The 15,313-nt window shown below is 64.9% G+C and carries 13 protein-coding genes; 10 read left to right on the top strand and 3 right to left on the bottom strand.

Translation table 11 applies throughout. The annotated features are described in order from the left end of the window. Nucleotides 1–19: 19 nt before the first annotated feature. The 9 genes from L630_RS0100645 (at nucleotide 20) to rpe (ending at nucleotide 9,414) form a co-directional block, all read left to right on the top strand. Complete coding sequence (locus L630_RS0100645; protein ID WP_024846355.1) at nucleotides 20–916, top strand: sugar ABC transporter permease; 897 nt, start codon at nucleotides 20–22, stop codon at nucleotides 914–916. Then, nucleotides 909–1,823, top strand: coding sequence for a carbohydrate ABC transporter permease (locus tag L630_RS0100640; protein WP_024846354.1), 915 nt, complete (start codon nucleotides 909–911; stop codon nucleotides 1,821–1,823). Before L630_RS0100645 ends, L630_RS0100640 begins: the two co-directional genes overlap by 8 nt. Nucleotides 1,824–1,834: 11 nt before the next feature. Then, nucleotides 1,835–2,920 (top strand): sn-glycerol-3-phosphate ABC transporter ATP-binding protein UgpC, encoded by a 1,086-nt coding sequence (ugpC, locus tag L630_RS0100635; RefSeq protein WP_024846353.1) that lies wholly within the window; start codon nucleotides 1,835–1,837, stop codon nucleotides 2,918–2,920. Nucleotides 2,921–2,947: 27 nt separating this feature from the next. Then, a complete protein-coding gene (locus L630_RS0100630; protein ID WP_024846352.1) occupies nucleotides 2,948–3,706 on the top strand; it encodes a sugar phosphate isomerase/epimerase in 759 nt (252 codons plus the stop codon). A gap of 6 nt (nucleotides 3,707–3,712) precedes the next feature. After that, the gene (locus tag L630_RS0100625) at nucleotides 3,713–4,855 is read left to right on the top strand and encodes a Gfo/Idh/MocA family oxidoreductase (protein WP_024846351.1); all 1,143 of its coding nucleotides are present in this window, start codon (nucleotides 3,713–3,715) and stop codon (nucleotides 4,853–4,855) included. Between the two features lie 38 nt (nucleotides 4,856–4,893). After that, nucleotides 4,894–5,940 carry an L-glyceraldehyde 3-phosphate reductase gene (gene mgrA / locus L630_RS0100620; RefSeq protein WP_024846350.1) on the top strand — a complete coding sequence of 349 codons (1,047 nt, stop codon included), beginning with the start codon at nucleotides 4,894–4,896 and terminating at the stop codon, nucleotides 5,938–5,940. A gap of 8 nt (nucleotides 5,941–5,948) precedes the next feature. Next, nucleotides 5,949–7,580 carry a glycoside hydrolase family 43 protein gene (locus tag L630_RS0100615; RefSeq protein ID WP_024846349.1) on the top strand — a complete coding sequence of 544 codons (1,632 nt, stop codon included), beginning with the start codon at nucleotides 5,949–5,951 and terminating at the stop codon, nucleotides 7,578–7,580. A gap of 19 nt (nucleotides 7,581–7,599) precedes the next feature. Then, nucleotides 7,600–8,658, top strand: coding sequence for a sugar phosphate isomerase/epimerase (locus tag L630_RS0100610; RefSeq protein ID WP_024846348.1), 1,059 nt, complete (start codon nucleotides 7,600–7,602; stop codon nucleotides 8,656–8,658). 72 nt (nucleotides 8,659–8,730) lie between these two features. Next, nucleotides 8,731–9,414 (top strand): ribulose-phosphate 3-epimerase, encoded by a 684-nt coding sequence (gene rpe / locus L630_RS0100605; protein ID WP_024846347.1) that lies wholly within the window; start codon nucleotides 8,731–8,733, stop codon nucleotides 9,412–9,414. A 1-nt stretch (nucleotide 9,415) separates the two neighbouring features. On the opposite strand, the gene L630_RS0100600 is transcribed toward rpe, so the two are convergent. Continuing rightward, nucleotides 9,416–10,855: a methyl-accepting chemotaxis protein gene (locus L630_RS0100600; protein ID WP_024846346.1), complete on the bottom strand. Its 1,440-nt coding sequence runs from the start codon at nucleotides 10,853–10,855 to the stop codon at nucleotides 9,416–9,418. Nucleotides 10,856–10,937: 82 nt separating this feature from the next. After that, complete coding sequence (gene polA / locus L630_RS0100595) at nucleotides 10,938–13,886, bottom strand: DNA polymerase I (protein WP_024846345.1); 2,949 nt, start codon at nucleotides 13,884–13,886, stop codon at nucleotides 10,938–10,940. 422 nt (nucleotides 13,887–14,308) lie between these two features. Between polA and L630_RS23080 the strand changes: the two genes are divergently transcribed. Continuing rightward, complete coding sequence (locus tag L630_RS23080) at nucleotides 14,309–14,467, top strand: hypothetical protein (protein WP_186441279.1); 159 nt, start codon at nucleotides 14,309–14,311, stop codon at nucleotides 14,465–14,467. A gap of 121 nt (nucleotides 14,468–14,588) precedes the next feature. Here the strand turns inward: L630_RS23080 and L630_RS0100585 are convergent, their stop codons facing one another. Next, nucleotides 14,589–15,287, bottom strand: coding sequence for a tRNA (guanosine(46)-N(7))-methyltransferase TrmB (locus L630_RS0100585; protein ID WP_024846344.1), 699 nt, complete (start codon nucleotides 15,285–15,287; stop codon nucleotides 14,589–14,591). Between the last annotated feature and the right edge of the window lie 26 nt (nucleotides 15,288–15,313).

The following is a 15,313-nucleotide window of genomic DNA, read 5'->3' as shown; positions in this document are numbered from 1 at the left end:
GCTTGAACGAGAGGCGCCAATGACTGGGCAGTCGCGTCCCAACCGGCTATTGCGCAATCTCAGCGCGAAGATCGCGTCGATCCCGATGGTGCTGACGGCGCTGTGCGTTTTCGTCGGCGGCACGATCTGGACGGTGGTCTATTCCTTCACCGACTCTCGCCTGCTGCCGCGGCTGCGGTTCGTTGGCCTCGACCAGTACGAACGCCTGTGGCGCACGCCGCGCTGGCTGATCTCGATCGAGAACCTGGCCATCTTCGGCACGCTGTCGCTGATCTTCTCGCTCGCGATCGGCTTCCTGCTGGCGGCTCTCCTCGATCAGAAGATCCGTTTCGAAAACACCTTCCGCACGATCTTCCTCTATCCGTTCGCGCTGTCCTTCATCGTCACCGGCCTCGTCTGGCAGTGGCTGCTCAATCCGGACTTCGGCGTTCAGGGGCTGGTGCGCTCGTGGGGCTGGGAAAGCTTCACCTTCGATCCGCTCTACAACCAGGACATCGTCATTTACGGCATCCTCATCGCCGCGCTGTGGCAGGGAACGGGGCTCGTCATGTGCATCATGCTGGCGGGCCTGCGCGGTATCGACGAGGACATCTGGAAGGCCGCGCGCGTCGACGGCATCCCGATGTGGAAGACCTACCTCTTCATCGTCATCCCGATGATGCGGCCGGTATTCATCACCGCGCTGGTGCTGATCGCCTCCGGCATCGTGCGCGTCTACGACCTCGTCGTGGCGCAGACCGGCGGCGGGCCGGGCATCTCGTCGGAAGTGCCGGCCAAGTACGTCTACAACATGATGTTCGAGGCGCAGAACCTCGGCCAGGGCTTCGCGGCCTCGACCATGATGCTGCTGTCGGTCCTCATCGTGCTGATCCCGTGGGCCTATCTCGAATTCGGCGGGAGGAAGCGCCATGGCTGACGTCACCGCAATCAGCCCCGCCGAACTTGCCGGGCCTTCAGGCCGCCGGCCGCGCCGGGCGATCTCGCGCCGCAACGTCTTCATCTACGGCACGTTGCTGCTGGTATCGGTCTATTACCTTCTGCCGCTTTACCTGATGATCGTGACGTCCCTGAAAGGGCTGCCCGAAATCCGCATGGGCAATGTTTTTGCCCCGCCGGTCGAGATCACCTTCGAGCCGTGGGTGAAGGCGTGGGCGCAGGCCTGCACCGGCCTCAACTGCGACGGGCTTTCGCGCGGCTTCTGGAATTCGGTGCGCATCACCGTGCCCTCGGTGATCCTGTCGATCCTGATCGCCTCGATCAACGGCTACGCGCTCGCCAACTGGCGCTTCAGGGGCGCGAATGTCTTCTTCACGATCCTGATCTTTGGGGCGTTCATCCCCTATCAGGTGATGCTCTACCCGATCGTCATCATGCTGCGGGAGCTCGGCCTCTATGGCGGGCTGTGGGGGCTGGTGATCGTGCACACGATCTTCGGCATGCCGATCCTGACGCTGCTGTTCCGCAACTACTTCACGTCGCTGCCGGAGGAGCTGTTCAAGGCCGCGCGCGTCGACGGCGCCGGGTTCTGGGCGATCTATCTCAAGATCATGCTGCCGATGTCGCTGCCGATCTTCGTGGTGGCGATCATCATCCAGGTCACCGGCATCTGGAACGACTTCCTGTTCGGCATCGTCTACACGCGCCCCGAATATTACCCGATGACGGTGCAGCTCAATAACATCGTCAACTCGGTCCAGGGCGTGAAGGAATACAACGTCAACATGGCGGCGACGCTGCTGACGGGCCTGGTGCCGCTGATCGTCTACTTCGTTTCAGGCAAGCTTTTCGTGCGCGGCATCGCTGCCGGCGCGGTCAAGGGTTAGGAGGGCCGCCGATGCCGAGCGTCGTCATCCGCGATGTATCGCTGAACTTCGGTGTCGTGGAGGTGCTGAAATCGCTCAACCTCGAGGTCGGCAAGGGCGAGTTCCTCGTCCTCCTTGGCCCGTCGGGGTGCGGAAAATCCACGCTGCTGAACTGCATCGCGGGACTTCTGGACGTCAGCGCCGGGCAGATCTTCATCAATGGACGGAACGTGACCTGGGACGAGCCGAAGGATCGCGGCATCGGCATGGTGTTCCAGTCGTACGCGCTCTACCCGCAGATGACGGTGGAGGGGAACCTCTCCTTCGGCCTGAAGAACGCCGGCGTGCCGAAAGACGAGATCGCGAAGCGCGTCGCGCGGGCGGCCGAAATCCTGCAGATCGAGCCGCTTCTGAAGCGCAAGCCTTCGGCGCTGTCGGGCGGGCAGCGGCAGCGCGTTGCGATCGGCCGCGCGCTGGTGCGCGACGTCGACGTGTTCCTGTTCGATGAGCCCCTGTCGAACCTCGACGCCAAGCTGCGCTCGGAGCTGCGCGTCGAGATCAAGCGCCTGCACCAGAAGCTCGGCAACACGATGATCTACGTCACTCACGACCAGATCGAGGCGATGACGCTCGCCGACCGCATCGCGGTCATGCGCGGCGGCATCATCCAGCAGCTCGACACGCCGCAGGCGATCTATTCGCGGCCAAAGAACCGCTTCGTCGCCGGCTTCATCGGCTCGCCGTCGATGAACTTCATCGAGGGACAGCTGGCGCAGCATGACGGGACCTGGGTGTTCGAGGCGGCGGATTTGCGCGTGCCACTTGCGACCTATCCGTTCCAGGAGACGAACTTGTCGCCTCGCGCGGCGACGCTCGGCGTGCGGCCGGAGCATGTCGGCCTCAACACCGGCGAGGGCTGGCCGTTCGAGGTCGAGACGAGTGTCGAGGTGGTCGAGCCAATGGGCTCGGACACGCTGGTCTGGACCAAGGTCGCCGGCCACGACTTCTCGGTCCGCATGGCGACGGAGCGCGCGCCGAGCGCCGGCCAGCGCGCCACGGTCGGCTTCGACCCGCTTCGCGCTTCCCTCTTCGACGCCGAGACCGGCGAGCGACTTTGAACCCGGATTCCTGCAGGATTTTAGATGATGAACTGGTCCTTCCAACTCTACTCCGCCCGCAAGTTCACACCTTGGGAAGAGGTCCTCGCCATGGTGGCGGAGGCGGGCTACGCCGAGGTCGAGGGTTTTGGCGCGCTTTATGCCGACATCGAGCCGGCGCGGCTGCGCGAGCTTCTCGACCGCAGCCGGCTGATAATGCCGACCGGGCATTTTGCGCTCGATCTGCTCGAGAGCGATTTTACCGGGGCGGAGAAGATCGCGAAGACGCTGGGTATCACCACAATGGTCTGCCCGTTCCTGATGCCGGAGAAGCGGCCGGGCGATGCCGCGGGCTGGCGCGACTTTGCGCGGAAGCTGGAGACAGTCGGCCAGCGCTGCCGCCATGCCGGCTTCGGCTTTGCCTGGCACAACCACGACTTTGAGTTTGTTTCGCTCGCCGATAGCACGATCCCGCAGAAGATCATTCTCGAGGAAGCGCCGAGTATTGGCTGGGAAATCGACGTCGCCTGGGTGATACGCGGCGGCAGCGATCCGAACGAATGGATCGGCCGCTACGGGTCGCGCATCGTCGCCGTCCACGTCAAGGACATCGCGCCCGCAGGCGAGAACGCCGACGAGGACGGCTGGGCCGATGTCGGCCACGGCACCGTCGACTGGCCGGGGCTACTGGAGTCGCTGAGGGCGAAGACGCCGGCGAGGCACTTAATCGTCGAGCATGACAATCCGGGCGATGCCGCGCGGTTCGCGCGCCGGTCGATCGCTTCCCTTCGCGCGTTTCAGGAGTAGGTCCGGATGGGAAGGAAGCTCGGCGTCGGCGTGATCGGCTGCGGCAACATCTCGGCTGCCTATTTCAGGTTCGGCCCGCTGTTTCGGGGCATCGAGATGCGGGCAGGCGCCGATCTCGTGCCGGAGGTGGCGAAGGCGCGGGCGGAGGAGTTCGGCGTGCGGGCGGAGACGGTTGAGGGGCTGCTTGCCGCCGACGACATCGACATCGTCGTCAACCTCACCATTCCGGCCGCGCATTATGAGGTGTCGAAGGCGGTGCTCGATGCCGGCAAACACGTCTACTCGGAAAAGCCGTTCGTGCTCTCGGTCAAGGAGGGCAGGGACCTTGCGCAGCGCGCGGCGGCTAAAGGGCTCAGGATCGGCTCGGCACCCGACACGTTCCTTGGTGGCGCGCACCAGTTCGTCCGCGCGATCATCGACAGCGGCCGCCTCGGAAAGATCACCAGCGGCACCTGCACGGTGATGAGCCATGGCATGGAGCATTGGCATCCAAACCCGGATTTCTTCTTCCAGCCGGGCGCGGGTCCGGTGCTCGACATCGGGCCCTACTACATCACCAACCTCGTCCAGCTGATCGGGCCGGTGGCGCGGGTGGCGGCGCTGACGGCAACGCCCGCGGTCGAGCGCACGATCACCTCGCAGCCGCGCTTTGGCGAGAAGATCAGGGTCAACACGCCGACGACGATCCACGCGCTGCTCGAATTCCGCAACGGCGCGGTCATTACGCTGAATGCCAGCTGGGACGTCTGGAAGCACGGCCATGCGCCGATAGAACTCTATGGCGAGGAGGGATCGGTGTTCGTGCCGGACCCGAACTTTTTCGGCGGCGAGGTGCGGCTAACCGACAAGGTGGAGCCGGCAAAGAAGCTGCCGAAGTGGGAGCACCCGTTCTCGATGCCGAACCATCAGCACCCGTCTGGCATGCTGGCCAACTACCGCGCCTGCGGGCTTGCCGACATGGCGCTCGGCATCATCGAGAACCGGCCGCACCGCTGCTCGGCAGAGTTGGCGCTGCATGCGGTTGAGGTGATGACCGGGATCCTAAAATCGGGCGAAACGGGCAAGTTCGTCGACATGGAGACGACCTGCGAGCGGCCGCAGGCGCTGGCGCCGAAGGACGCGAAGGCTATGCTGGCGAGGCACAACTAGCTACCAATACGCCTTCGTCAGATCGAAGAGGAAAGTCCATGTCCTACCAGCCAGCAGCCAACCGCTACGACACGATGACCTACAACAGGTGCGGGCGATCGGGCCTCAAGCTGCCGGCGATCTCCCTCGGCCTGTGGCACAATTTCGGCGAGGACACGCCGCACCAGACCAAGCGCGCCATCTGCCGCAAGGCGTTCGATCTCGGCATCACCCACTTCGACCTCGCCAACAATTACGGCCCGCCTCCGGGCTCTGCCGAGATCGCGTTCGGCGAGATCCTGCGCACCGACTTCGCCGGCCATCGCGACGAGCTGATCATCTCGACAAAGGCCGGCTACAACATGTGGCCGGGACCGTATGGCGAGTGGGGCAGCCGGAAATATCTGCTCGCTTCGCTCGACCAGAGCCTGAAGCGGATGGGGCTCGACTATGTCGACATCTTCTATTCGCACCGTTTCGATCCCGACACGCCGCTCGAAGAGACGATAATGGCGCTTGACCACGCGGTGCGCTCCGGCAAGGCGCTCTATGTCGGCCTGTCGTCCTACAACTCGAAGCGCACGCGCGAGGCGGTGGCGATCCTGAAGGAACTCGGGACGCCGTGCCTCATCCACCAGCCGTCCTATTCGATGATCAATCGCTGGGTTGAGGAAGACGGGCTCCTCGATACGCTCGACGAGCTCGGCATCGGCTCGATCGTGTTCTCCCCGCTGGCGCAGGGCATGCTGACCGACAAGTATTTGAACGGCGTGCCTGAGGACGCGCGCGCGGCCAAGGGCAAGTCGCTGCGGCCCGAATTCCTGACCGACGAGACGATCGCCAACATCCGCTCCCTCAACGAAATCGCCAAGCGCCGCGGCCAGACGCTGGCGCAGATGGCGCTGGCCTGGGTGCTGCGGGAAAATCGCGTCACCACGGCGCTGATCGGCGCAAGCCGGCCGGGCCAGGTCGAGGACTGTGTCGGGGCGCTGGCGAACCGCGAATTCAGCGCCGAGGAACTGGCCGAGATCGACCGATACGCGCGCGACGCCAACATCAACATCTGGGCGGCATCCGCGGAGCGGAAGGGACCGCCGAGGAAGTAGGGAGCAAGATGATCCGCAACCCGATCCTGCGAGGCTTCAATCCGGACCCGTCGATCTGCCGGGTTGGCGACGACTACTACATCGCCACCTCGACCTTCGAATGGTATCCGGGCGTGCAGCTGCACCACTCGCGGGATCTGGTGAAGTGGCGGCTGGTTGGGCGTGCGCTCGACCGCAAGAGCCAGCTCGACATGCGCGGCAACCCGGATTCCGGCGGCATCTGGGCGCCGTGCCTGTCCTATGCGGACGGGCTGTTCTGGCTGGTCTACACGGACGTGAAGCGGCTCGACGGCGCGTTCAAGGACACGCACAACTACATCGTCACGGCCCCTTCGGTCGAAGGGCCATGGTCGGACCCCGTCTATGTGAACTCGTCGGGCTTCGACCCCTCCCTGTTCCACGATGACGACGGGAAAAAATGGTTCCTCAACATGCTGTGGAACCATGTTTCCTCTGGCGTCGGCGGCCAGCCGAAGCATCCGTCCTTTGCCGGCATCCTGCTGCAGGAATACGATCCGGCCGCGGGCAGGCTGATCGGTGAGGCGGTCAACATCTTCGAGGGAAGCCCGCTCGGGCTGGTCGAGGGACCGCATCTCTTCAAGCGCGACGGCTGGTACTATCTGACGACCGCCGAGGGCGGCACCGGCTACGGCCATGCGGTGACGATGGCGCGTTCGCGCAACATTGCCGGGCCGTACGAGATGCACCCCAACGTGCATCTCATCACCTCGAAGGACGCGCCGGAGGCAGTGCTGCAGCGCGCAGGTCACGGCCAGCTGGTCGTGACGCCGGCGGGCGAAATCTACCACACGCATCTGTGCTCGCGCCCGCTGCCCGGCACGCGGCGCTCGCCCCTGGGGCGCGAGACGGCGATCCAGAAATGCGTCTGGAAGGACGACGGCTGGCTCTATCTCGAACATGGCGGGCAGGTGCCCGCCGTCGAGGTGCCCGCGCCGCGCGGTGCGGCGGAGCCGAAGCCGCTGCCGCGCATCGAACGCTACGATTTCGACGAGGCAAAGCTTCCGCTCGACTTCCAGTGGCTGCGCATTCCCGAATGGCAGCGGCTGTTTTCGCTGGAGGCGAGGGCAGGGCACCTGCGCCTCTACGGGCGCGAGTCGATCGGCAGCTGGTTCGAGCAGGCGCTGGTCGCGCGCCGGCAGGACGCGTTCGACTTTCGCGCCGAGACGGTGGTGGAGTTTACGCCAACGAGTTTCCAGCAGGCGGCGGGGATCGTCCACTACTACAACCGCCACAAGTTTCATTTCCTCGCCATCACCCATGATGCGCGGCTAAGCGGGCGGGTGCTCACCGTGATGAGCTGCCCCGGCGACTGGCCGGACGGGCGTCTGACCTTTCCGATGGCCGAGCCGGTGCGGCTGCCGGGTGATGGACCGGTGGGGCTTGCAGCCGAGGTTCGCGGGGCAGAGCTCGCCTTCCACTTCGCGGCAGTGGATGGCGAGTGGCAGCAGGCGGGCGGGGTGCTGGACGCGAGCGTGATTTCTGACGAAGGTGGCCGGGGAGAGCACGGCTCCTTCACCGGAGCATTCATCGGAATGGCCGCGTTCGACACATCAGGACGCGGCGCGCATGCCGACTTCGACTGGTTTACCTATGAGAGGCTGGCGCCCGGCGCGGCCTGATTTTTGGAGGAAGGATTTCATGGCGACACAGATCAAGGGCCCCGGAATTTTCCTGGCGCAGTTCGCGGGCGACGAGGCGCCGTTCAATTCACTCGCATCGATCACGAAATGGGCTGCCGGCCTCGGCTACAAGGGCGTGCAGATCCCGACCTTCGACCCACGGCTGTTCGACGTCGACAAGGCGGCGACGTCGAAAACCTACTGCGACGAGATCAAGGGCATCTGCGCCGACGCGGGCGTCGAGATCACCGAGCTGTCGACGCACCTGCAGGGCCAGCTGGTCGCTGTGCATCCGGCCTACGACTCGCAATTCGACGGCTTTGCGCCGGCGAGCGTGCATGGCAATCCGAAGGCGCGGCAGGAATGGGCCGTCGACCAGATGATGAAGGTCGCCAAGGCCTCGAAGAATCTCGGCCTGTCGGGCTCGGTGTCGTTCACCGGCTCGCTCGCCTTCCCGTATCTCTACCCGTGGCCGCAGCGCCCGGCCGGACTGGTCGAGGAGGCGTTTGCCGAGCTTGGCCGCCGCTGGAAGCCGATCCTCGATGCCTATGAGGATGCAGGCTGCGACGTCGGCTTCGAGATCCATCCGGGCGAGGACGTGTTCGACGGCGCGACCTTCGAGATGTTCCTCGACGCGGTCGGCGGTCACAAGCGCTGCATGATCAATTACGATCCCTCGCACTTCCTGCTGCAGCAGCTCGACTATCTCGCCTTCATCGACATCTACCACGAGCGGATTTCGGCCTTCCACGTGAAGGATGCCGAGTTTAACCCGACGGGCCGCCAGGGCGTCTATTCTGGCTACCAGGGCTGGGTGAACCGCGCCGGCCGCTTCCGCTCGCTCGGCGACGGACAGGTCGACTTCGGTGGCATTTTCTCGAAGCTGACGCAGTACGGCTACGACCGCTGGGCGGTGCTCGAATGGGAGTGCTGCATCAAGCATCCCGAGCAGGGTGCGGCAGAGGGTGCGCCGTTCATCGAGGCATACCTGATCCAGGTGACAGAAAAGGCCTTCGACGACTTCGCCGACAGCGGTGTCGACCGCAAGGCGCTGCGCCAGATGATGGGAATCGAATAGCCGCGCCAGTCTGCTCTCGACAAGCGCGGCCTCACGCGTTAGGCGGGCGGGCAGAGCAAGGAGCTGCCCGCCATGACCGGAACCATCATCGCGCCATCCGTCCTTTCCGCCGACTTTTCCCGCCTTGGCGAGGAAGTCGAGACCGTCGCCGCCGCCGGCGCGGACTGGATCCATCTGGATGTCATGGACGGCCATTTTGTGCCGAACATCACCTTCGGCCCGCAGATCATCAAGTCGATCCGCAACCGCACCGACAAGGTGTTCGACTGCCACCTGATGATCGCGCCGGCGGACCCGTATCTGGCGGCCTTCGCCGATGCCGGCTGCGATATCATCACGGTCCATGCCGAGGCTGGCCCGCACCTCGACCGCTCGCTGCAGGCGATCAAGGCGCTCGGCAAGAAGGCCGGCGTGTCGCTCAACCCGTCGACGCCGGAATCGGTGATCGAATACGTGCTCGACCGCCTTGACCTCGTGCTGCTGATGACGGTGAACCCGGGCTTCGGCGGTCAGGCGTTCATTCCGTCCGTGGTGGAGAAGGTGCGTCGCGTGAAGGCGATGATCGGCGACCGGCCGATCGACATCGAGATCGACGGCGGTGTGACGCCCGAAACGGCGCCGCTGGTGGCGGCTGCCGGCGCCAATGTGCTCGTCGCCGGCTCGGCCGTCTTCAAGGGCAATTCGCAGGAAGCCTATGCGCGCAATATCGAGGCGATCCGCAACGCGGCGGACCTCGCCTCGGGACGCGCCGTCTAAGTCAGACGCGGTAGCCGATCCGGAAGCCGCCCCAGTGGCGGCCCTTGACGAAGATCGGCGCCGACACGTCCTTCATCAGCACGAAATTGCCGCCGCCCATGTCGCGGCGGTAGGTCTGCAGCAGGAACGGGCGCGTGTTGCGCCCGGCGCCCAGGCCCGTGCGATCCTTGAACATGCGGCGATTGCGGCAGTTGGCGGCGTTCCAGACCGGATCGCTGCTCTGCGGCTTCGAATAGATCAGGTTGTGCGTCGGCAGGTACCCGTTGCGGTCGATGGCGGCGCAAAAGACGATGCGCTCGTCCAGCTGCAGCACCGGCTCCTGGATCGCCGGCAGAACCGCATCGGTGAAGGGCGTGAAGCGCGTCAGCACCTGCTCCGGGTTGGTGCCGGGCACCGGCCGGTAGTTCTCGTCGAACAGGTCCGTCATGCTGATGCGGCCGCCGTCGACCGCCTGCTCGAACAGGGCGGCGATTTCGCCTGCCCTGAATTTTGCTATCTCGATCAGGTTGCTGTCCGGCATCTCGATGCCGGAGCTGGCGATGAAGAGGATGAAGTCCTCGGAGATGTCGAGGATGGTTTGCGAGCGTTCGCCGGCGGTGGTGAGCTTCGCGTCGCTTTCCTTCGCGACCTGAACCATCGAGCGCAGGTGCCCGCGCAGCTCGTCGGCCGCCTCGATGTTGCGGCGGACCGGCTCGGCCATCAGGTCGATGTTGTCGGCGAGCTCCTCGACGGTCTGGACGAGCGACTGGATCGTGCGCGTCGCGTCGCTGGCGCGGCCTGATGCGGCGATGGCGGCCTCGGCGGTGCCGACGCTGGAATTGGCATTCTCGGTGAGTTCGCCGAGCGTGACCTGAAGCGCGGACAGGCTTTCCTCGTTACGCTTGGCAGCGGCACCGACCTGATCGGCCAGCGCCTTAAGTGCGGAGCCGATGACGGCAAAGCCCTTGCCGGCGTCGCCGAGCCGCGCGGCCTCGATCGAGGCATTGATGGCGACAAGCTGAGTCTCGCGCGCGATCTCGTTAATCGAGGCGGACACCTCGCGCACCCGCTTGATCGTCTCGGTCACCTTCTCGAGCGTCGCCGAAAAGCCCATGACGCCGTCGCTGAGCGCCTTCATGTTGGAGACGGCGTCGTCCAGCGTGCCGGCGACCGTGTCGGCGCTCTGGGGAAGCACGGCGCGGGTCTGCGATGCGGCCGCACCGACCTCCTGCATGGAAGACTGCAGCTGGGCGTTGATTTCCTTGGAACTCTGGGCCGAGCGGACCACGTCGCGCAGCGTCTGGATCTGCTGGTGACCCAATGCGCCGACGTCCTCGATCAGCCCGGCAAGATCTGCGATCTCGACGCCGAGGCGGCTGCCGCGCTCGCCGATGGCGGCGATACTGGCGTCGTGCAAGTGTGCATCTGCATCCTCGTGCAGACGCATGGCCGCAACATTCATCCGTGTTCTCCCCCGCGGACTAGTAGAGAGAACTTGGCGACTGCAGCTTAATTTCGCGTTAAGTAAAATAACTTCCGCTAATTCAGTGCGCTTCGTCCCAATTTCTTGCCGCGCGTGCGTCGACATGCAGCGGGACTTTCATCGCTACCGCCGGCATTGCCGCATTTTCCATCACCTTGCGGATGACGGGGATGGCGGCTTCGACTTCTGCTTCCGGCGCCTCGAAGATGAGTTCGTCGTGCACCTGAAGCAACATGCGGGTTTGGGTGAGCCCCGCCTGTTCCAGCGCGTCCTCCATGCGGATCATGGCGCGGCGGATGATGTCGGCGGCCGAGCCCTGGATCGGCGCGTTGATTGCCGCGCGCTCGTTGAAGGCGCGGATCGACGGGTTCGGCGAGCGGATTTCAGGATAATTCGCGCGGCGGCCGAAGATGGTCTCGACATAGCCCTTGTCGCGCGCCGTTGCCTTGGTGGCTTCCATGTAGTCGCGGATGCCGGGGAACCGCTCGAAATACTTGCGGATGTAGGCGCCGGCTTCCTCGCGCGGGATCGACAGCTGGTTGGCAAGGCCGAAGGCCGAGATGCCGTAGATGATGCCGAAATTGATCGCCTTGGCGCGGCGGCGCACCTCGCTCGGCATGCCCTCGACCGGAACACCGAACATCTCGGAGGCGGTCATCGCGTGGATGTCGATGCCGTCGGCAAAGGCCTGGCGCAGCTGCGGAATGTCGGCGACGTGGGCAAGGACGCGCAGCTCGATCTGGCTGTAGTCGGCCGAGATCAGCAGGTTGCCGGGATCGGCAATGAAGGCGGTGCGGATGCGCCGGCCCTCGGCGGTGCGGACCGGGATGTTCTGCAGGTTGGGATCGGACGAGGACAAGCGGCCGGTCGTGGTCGCGGCAAGCGCGTAGGAGGTATGGACGCGGCCTGTCTCCCGGTTGATGAAGCCGGGCAGGGCGTCGGTGTAGGTGGACTTGAGCTTGGTGAGCTGGCGCCAGTCGACGATCTTGCGCGGCAGCTCGTGGCCTTCCGCGGCAAGGTCCTCGAGGATCTGCGCCGAGGTCGCCCACTGGCCGGTCTTCGTCTTGGTGCCGCCCGGCAGGCCAAGCTTGCCGAACAGGATTTCGCCGAGCTGCTTCGGCGAGCCGACATTGAAGCGCTCGCCGGCAAGCTGCTGGATCTCTTCCTCCAGTGCTGCCGCGCCCTGCGCGAGCTCGCCCGAGAGGCGGGAGAGGATCTGACGGTCGATCGAGATGCCGCGTTGCTCCATGCGGGCCAGCACCGGCACCAGCGGCCGTTCCAGCCGCTCGTAGACGCTGACGAGGCCCTTTTCGACGAGGCGCGGCTTGAGCACGCGCCACAGACGCAGCGTGACGTCCGCGTCCTCGGCGGCGTAGCAGGTTGCCTGGCTGAGCTCGATCAGGTCGAAGGTGCGCGCGCTTTTGCCCGAGCCCGCGACGCTCTTGTAGGAGATGGCCTTGTGGCCGAGCCAGCGCTCGGCAAGCGCGTCCATGCCGTGGCCGCCATTGATTCCGGCCTCCAGCACGTAGGACATCAGCATGGTGTCGTCATACGGCGTAATGTCGATGCCGTGACGGTGCATGACGACGAGGTCGTATTTGAGGTTCTGGACGATCTTGAGGACCGAACGATCTTCGAGCAGCGTCTTCAGTGCTGCAAGCGCGTCGCGGATCGGGATCTGGTTCTCGATGAGCCCGCCGCCGAACATGTCGGTCTCGCCCGACTTGTGGTTGAGCGGCACGTAGCAGGCGCGGCCGGGGCGAGTGGCGAGCGAGAAGCCGCATAGCTCGGCCTGCATCGGATCGAGCGATGTCGTCTCGGTGTCGAAGGCGACAAGGCCAGCCTCGCGGGCTTCCGCGATCCATTGGGTGAGCGTGGCGAGATCGCGCACGCACTCATAGGCCGAGGTGTCGATCGGCGTGGCGGCCGCTTCAGATGCCCGCGCCGCGGCCAGCGCTGCCGGGGTAAAGCCGGCCGGAGCCTGAGAGGTCGAAGCGGCGGGCGCAGCTTCGCCGCCTGAGGATACCGCAGCCGGGTCTGACGCGACGTCGAGATCCGGGCCATGCGCCTCGGTGCCCCATTCGACCGGCACATGCGCCGGCTCGATGGCAGACGCGTCCGCACCGGAGGCCTCGGCCACGCGGCGGGTGAGCGTCGTGAATTCCATCGCCTTGAGGAAGCCGATCAGCTTCGGCGCGTTTGGCGGCTGGAGCACGAGCGAGTCGAGAGGCTCGGCGACCGGCACGTCGTTCTTCAGCCGCACCAGCTCGCGCGACAGCAGTGCCTTGTCGCGGTTTTCGATCAGCGTCTCGCGGCGCTTGTTCTGCTTGATCTCATGCGCGCGCGCCAGCAGCGTGTCGAGATCGCCGAATTCCTCCAAAAGCTGCGCGGCCGTCTTCTGGCCGATGCCGGGGACCCCGGGAATGTTGTCGACCGAGTCGCCCATCAGCGCCTGCAGGTCGATCATCTTTTCGGGCGGCACGCCCCACTTCTCGATGACCTCGGGGATGCCGATCTCCTTGTCCTTCATCGGGTCGTAGAGCGACACGGCCGGCGTGACGAGCTGCATCAGGTCCTTGTCGGACGAGATGATGGTCGTTTCGGCGCCGGCTTCCGAGGCAAGGCGTGCATAGGTGGCAATGAGGTCGTCGGCCTCGTAGCCCTCCATCTCGATGCAGGGCAGGTCGAAAGCCTTGGTCGCGTGGCGGATCAGACCGAACTGCGGGATGAGGTCTTCCGGCGGCGCGGAGCGGTTGGCCTTGTATTCGGGGTAGAGCTCATTCCGGAACGTCTTCGACGAATAGTCGAAGATCACGGCAAAGTGCGTGGGCGTTGCGCGCACGTCCGTGTTGCGCGCGTCCTGCATCAGCTTCCAGAGCATGTTGCAGAAGCCCGCGGCGGCACCCACCGGCAAGCCGTCGGACTTGCGCGTGAGTGGCGGCAGTGCGTGATAGGCGCGGAAAATGTAGCCCGAGCCGTCGACGAGGAAGAGATGATCACCCTTTTTCATGGCCTGAACGGGTAGCGCGGGACGGCACGGCATGTCCATCCCAAAGCGTCAGGAGTGATCGGCCTGCACAGCCAAGGCAGCGTACCGCTTTAGGATCACGCTCATGTTACAGAAGTGTAATGTTCCGTGCCCTTGAATCGCCACTATCCGGGGACCAAATTCAGCCTATCGGCAATTAGACGCCGAGTCCGGAGAAGGCCCGTCCCCCGCCTGTACCGGACACCGCGGGAGCCTCATCCCCCTCTCCGGGCTCCCGCCCCATTTTTTAAGGGCCGCCGTGGTTCCCTCCGCCACGGCGGCTTTTTTATGCCCCGGTGATGTTGCGTTGCACAAATGCATGGATGCCATGCGGATTCCGCTCTTCCGGAACGGCAGGGGCGCTCCTATCTTTGTTGCAACGCACAACGAAAGGCGCAAGAACAATGAGCAAGTTCGCCAGGGGAATTTCCGATTTTCTCGATATCGTAGGCAGCGCGGTCGCCGTTTCGGCCGCGACCCGCGAAGGCCGTCAGGCACGCGCATCCGATCTGCAGCGCCTCGGCATCGACCCGCAGCGCTTCCGCGAGATCCGCCGCTACTAACAGCGAGCAGCAGGTGCGACGGCAAAGTCGCCATGCATGACAGATGTACGGCCCGGTCGTCCGAGAGGATACCGGGCCGTTTCAGTTTGTAACGTATCTTCCGGCCGAAGCCGGACAAAATCTACTTGCGGATGAAGGTGAGGTAGGCCGGGACACGGCCTTCGCGCAGGGCCTTTGCCTCGTAGCGCGTGCCGGGCCATGCCTCGTAGGGCGTGCGCCAGTCGAGTGGCGACTGTGCCTGCCACTCGAACGCCTCGTGGGCGCGGCAGTGCAGCAGCGTCCAGTTGACATAGGTGTCGATGTCCGAGGCGAAGCGGAAGCGTGCGCCGGGCTTCATCACCCGCGCGAAGCGGTCGAGATTGACCTCGCTGACGAAGCGGCGCTTCCAGTGGCGCTTCTTCGGCCACGGATCTGGGTAAAACAGGTCGATGCCGTCGATCGAGGCGTCGGGCAGCCAGTCGAGCAGCTGGGTCGCGTCGTCATCGTGCAGTCGAAGGTTCGGGAGCGGCGTCTCGTCGAGCTTTGCGATCATCTTCGCCATACCGTTGACGAACGGCTCGACGCCGATGAAGCCGGCCGACGGGAAGCGGCTGGCCTCATGATGCAGGTGCTCGCCGCCGCCAAAGCCGATTTCGAGGCGGACGGCCTCGACGGGCACCGGGAACAGCGTCTTGAGGTCGGCGGGAGCCGGAGATTTCAGGTCAACTTTCAGCTCCGGCAGGATGCGCGCCATGGCGCCCGCCTGGTGCGGGCGCAGCGGCTTGCCGTGCCTGCGGCCGAAAAACGCTTCTGTGCTGCGTGAAGGTCTCTCGGCCGTCATGTCGTTCTCGGTACTCTCGTCTGTGG

Origin of the sequence: Aminobacter sp. J41, assembly GCF_000526635.1 — a bacterium.
Classification (GTDB): Bacteria; Pseudomonadota; Alphaproteobacteria; order Rhizobiales; family Rhizobiaceae; genus Aerobium.
Note: the sequence above shows the minus strand (reverse complement) of the source record. Positions and strands in the feature narration are given on the sequence as shown.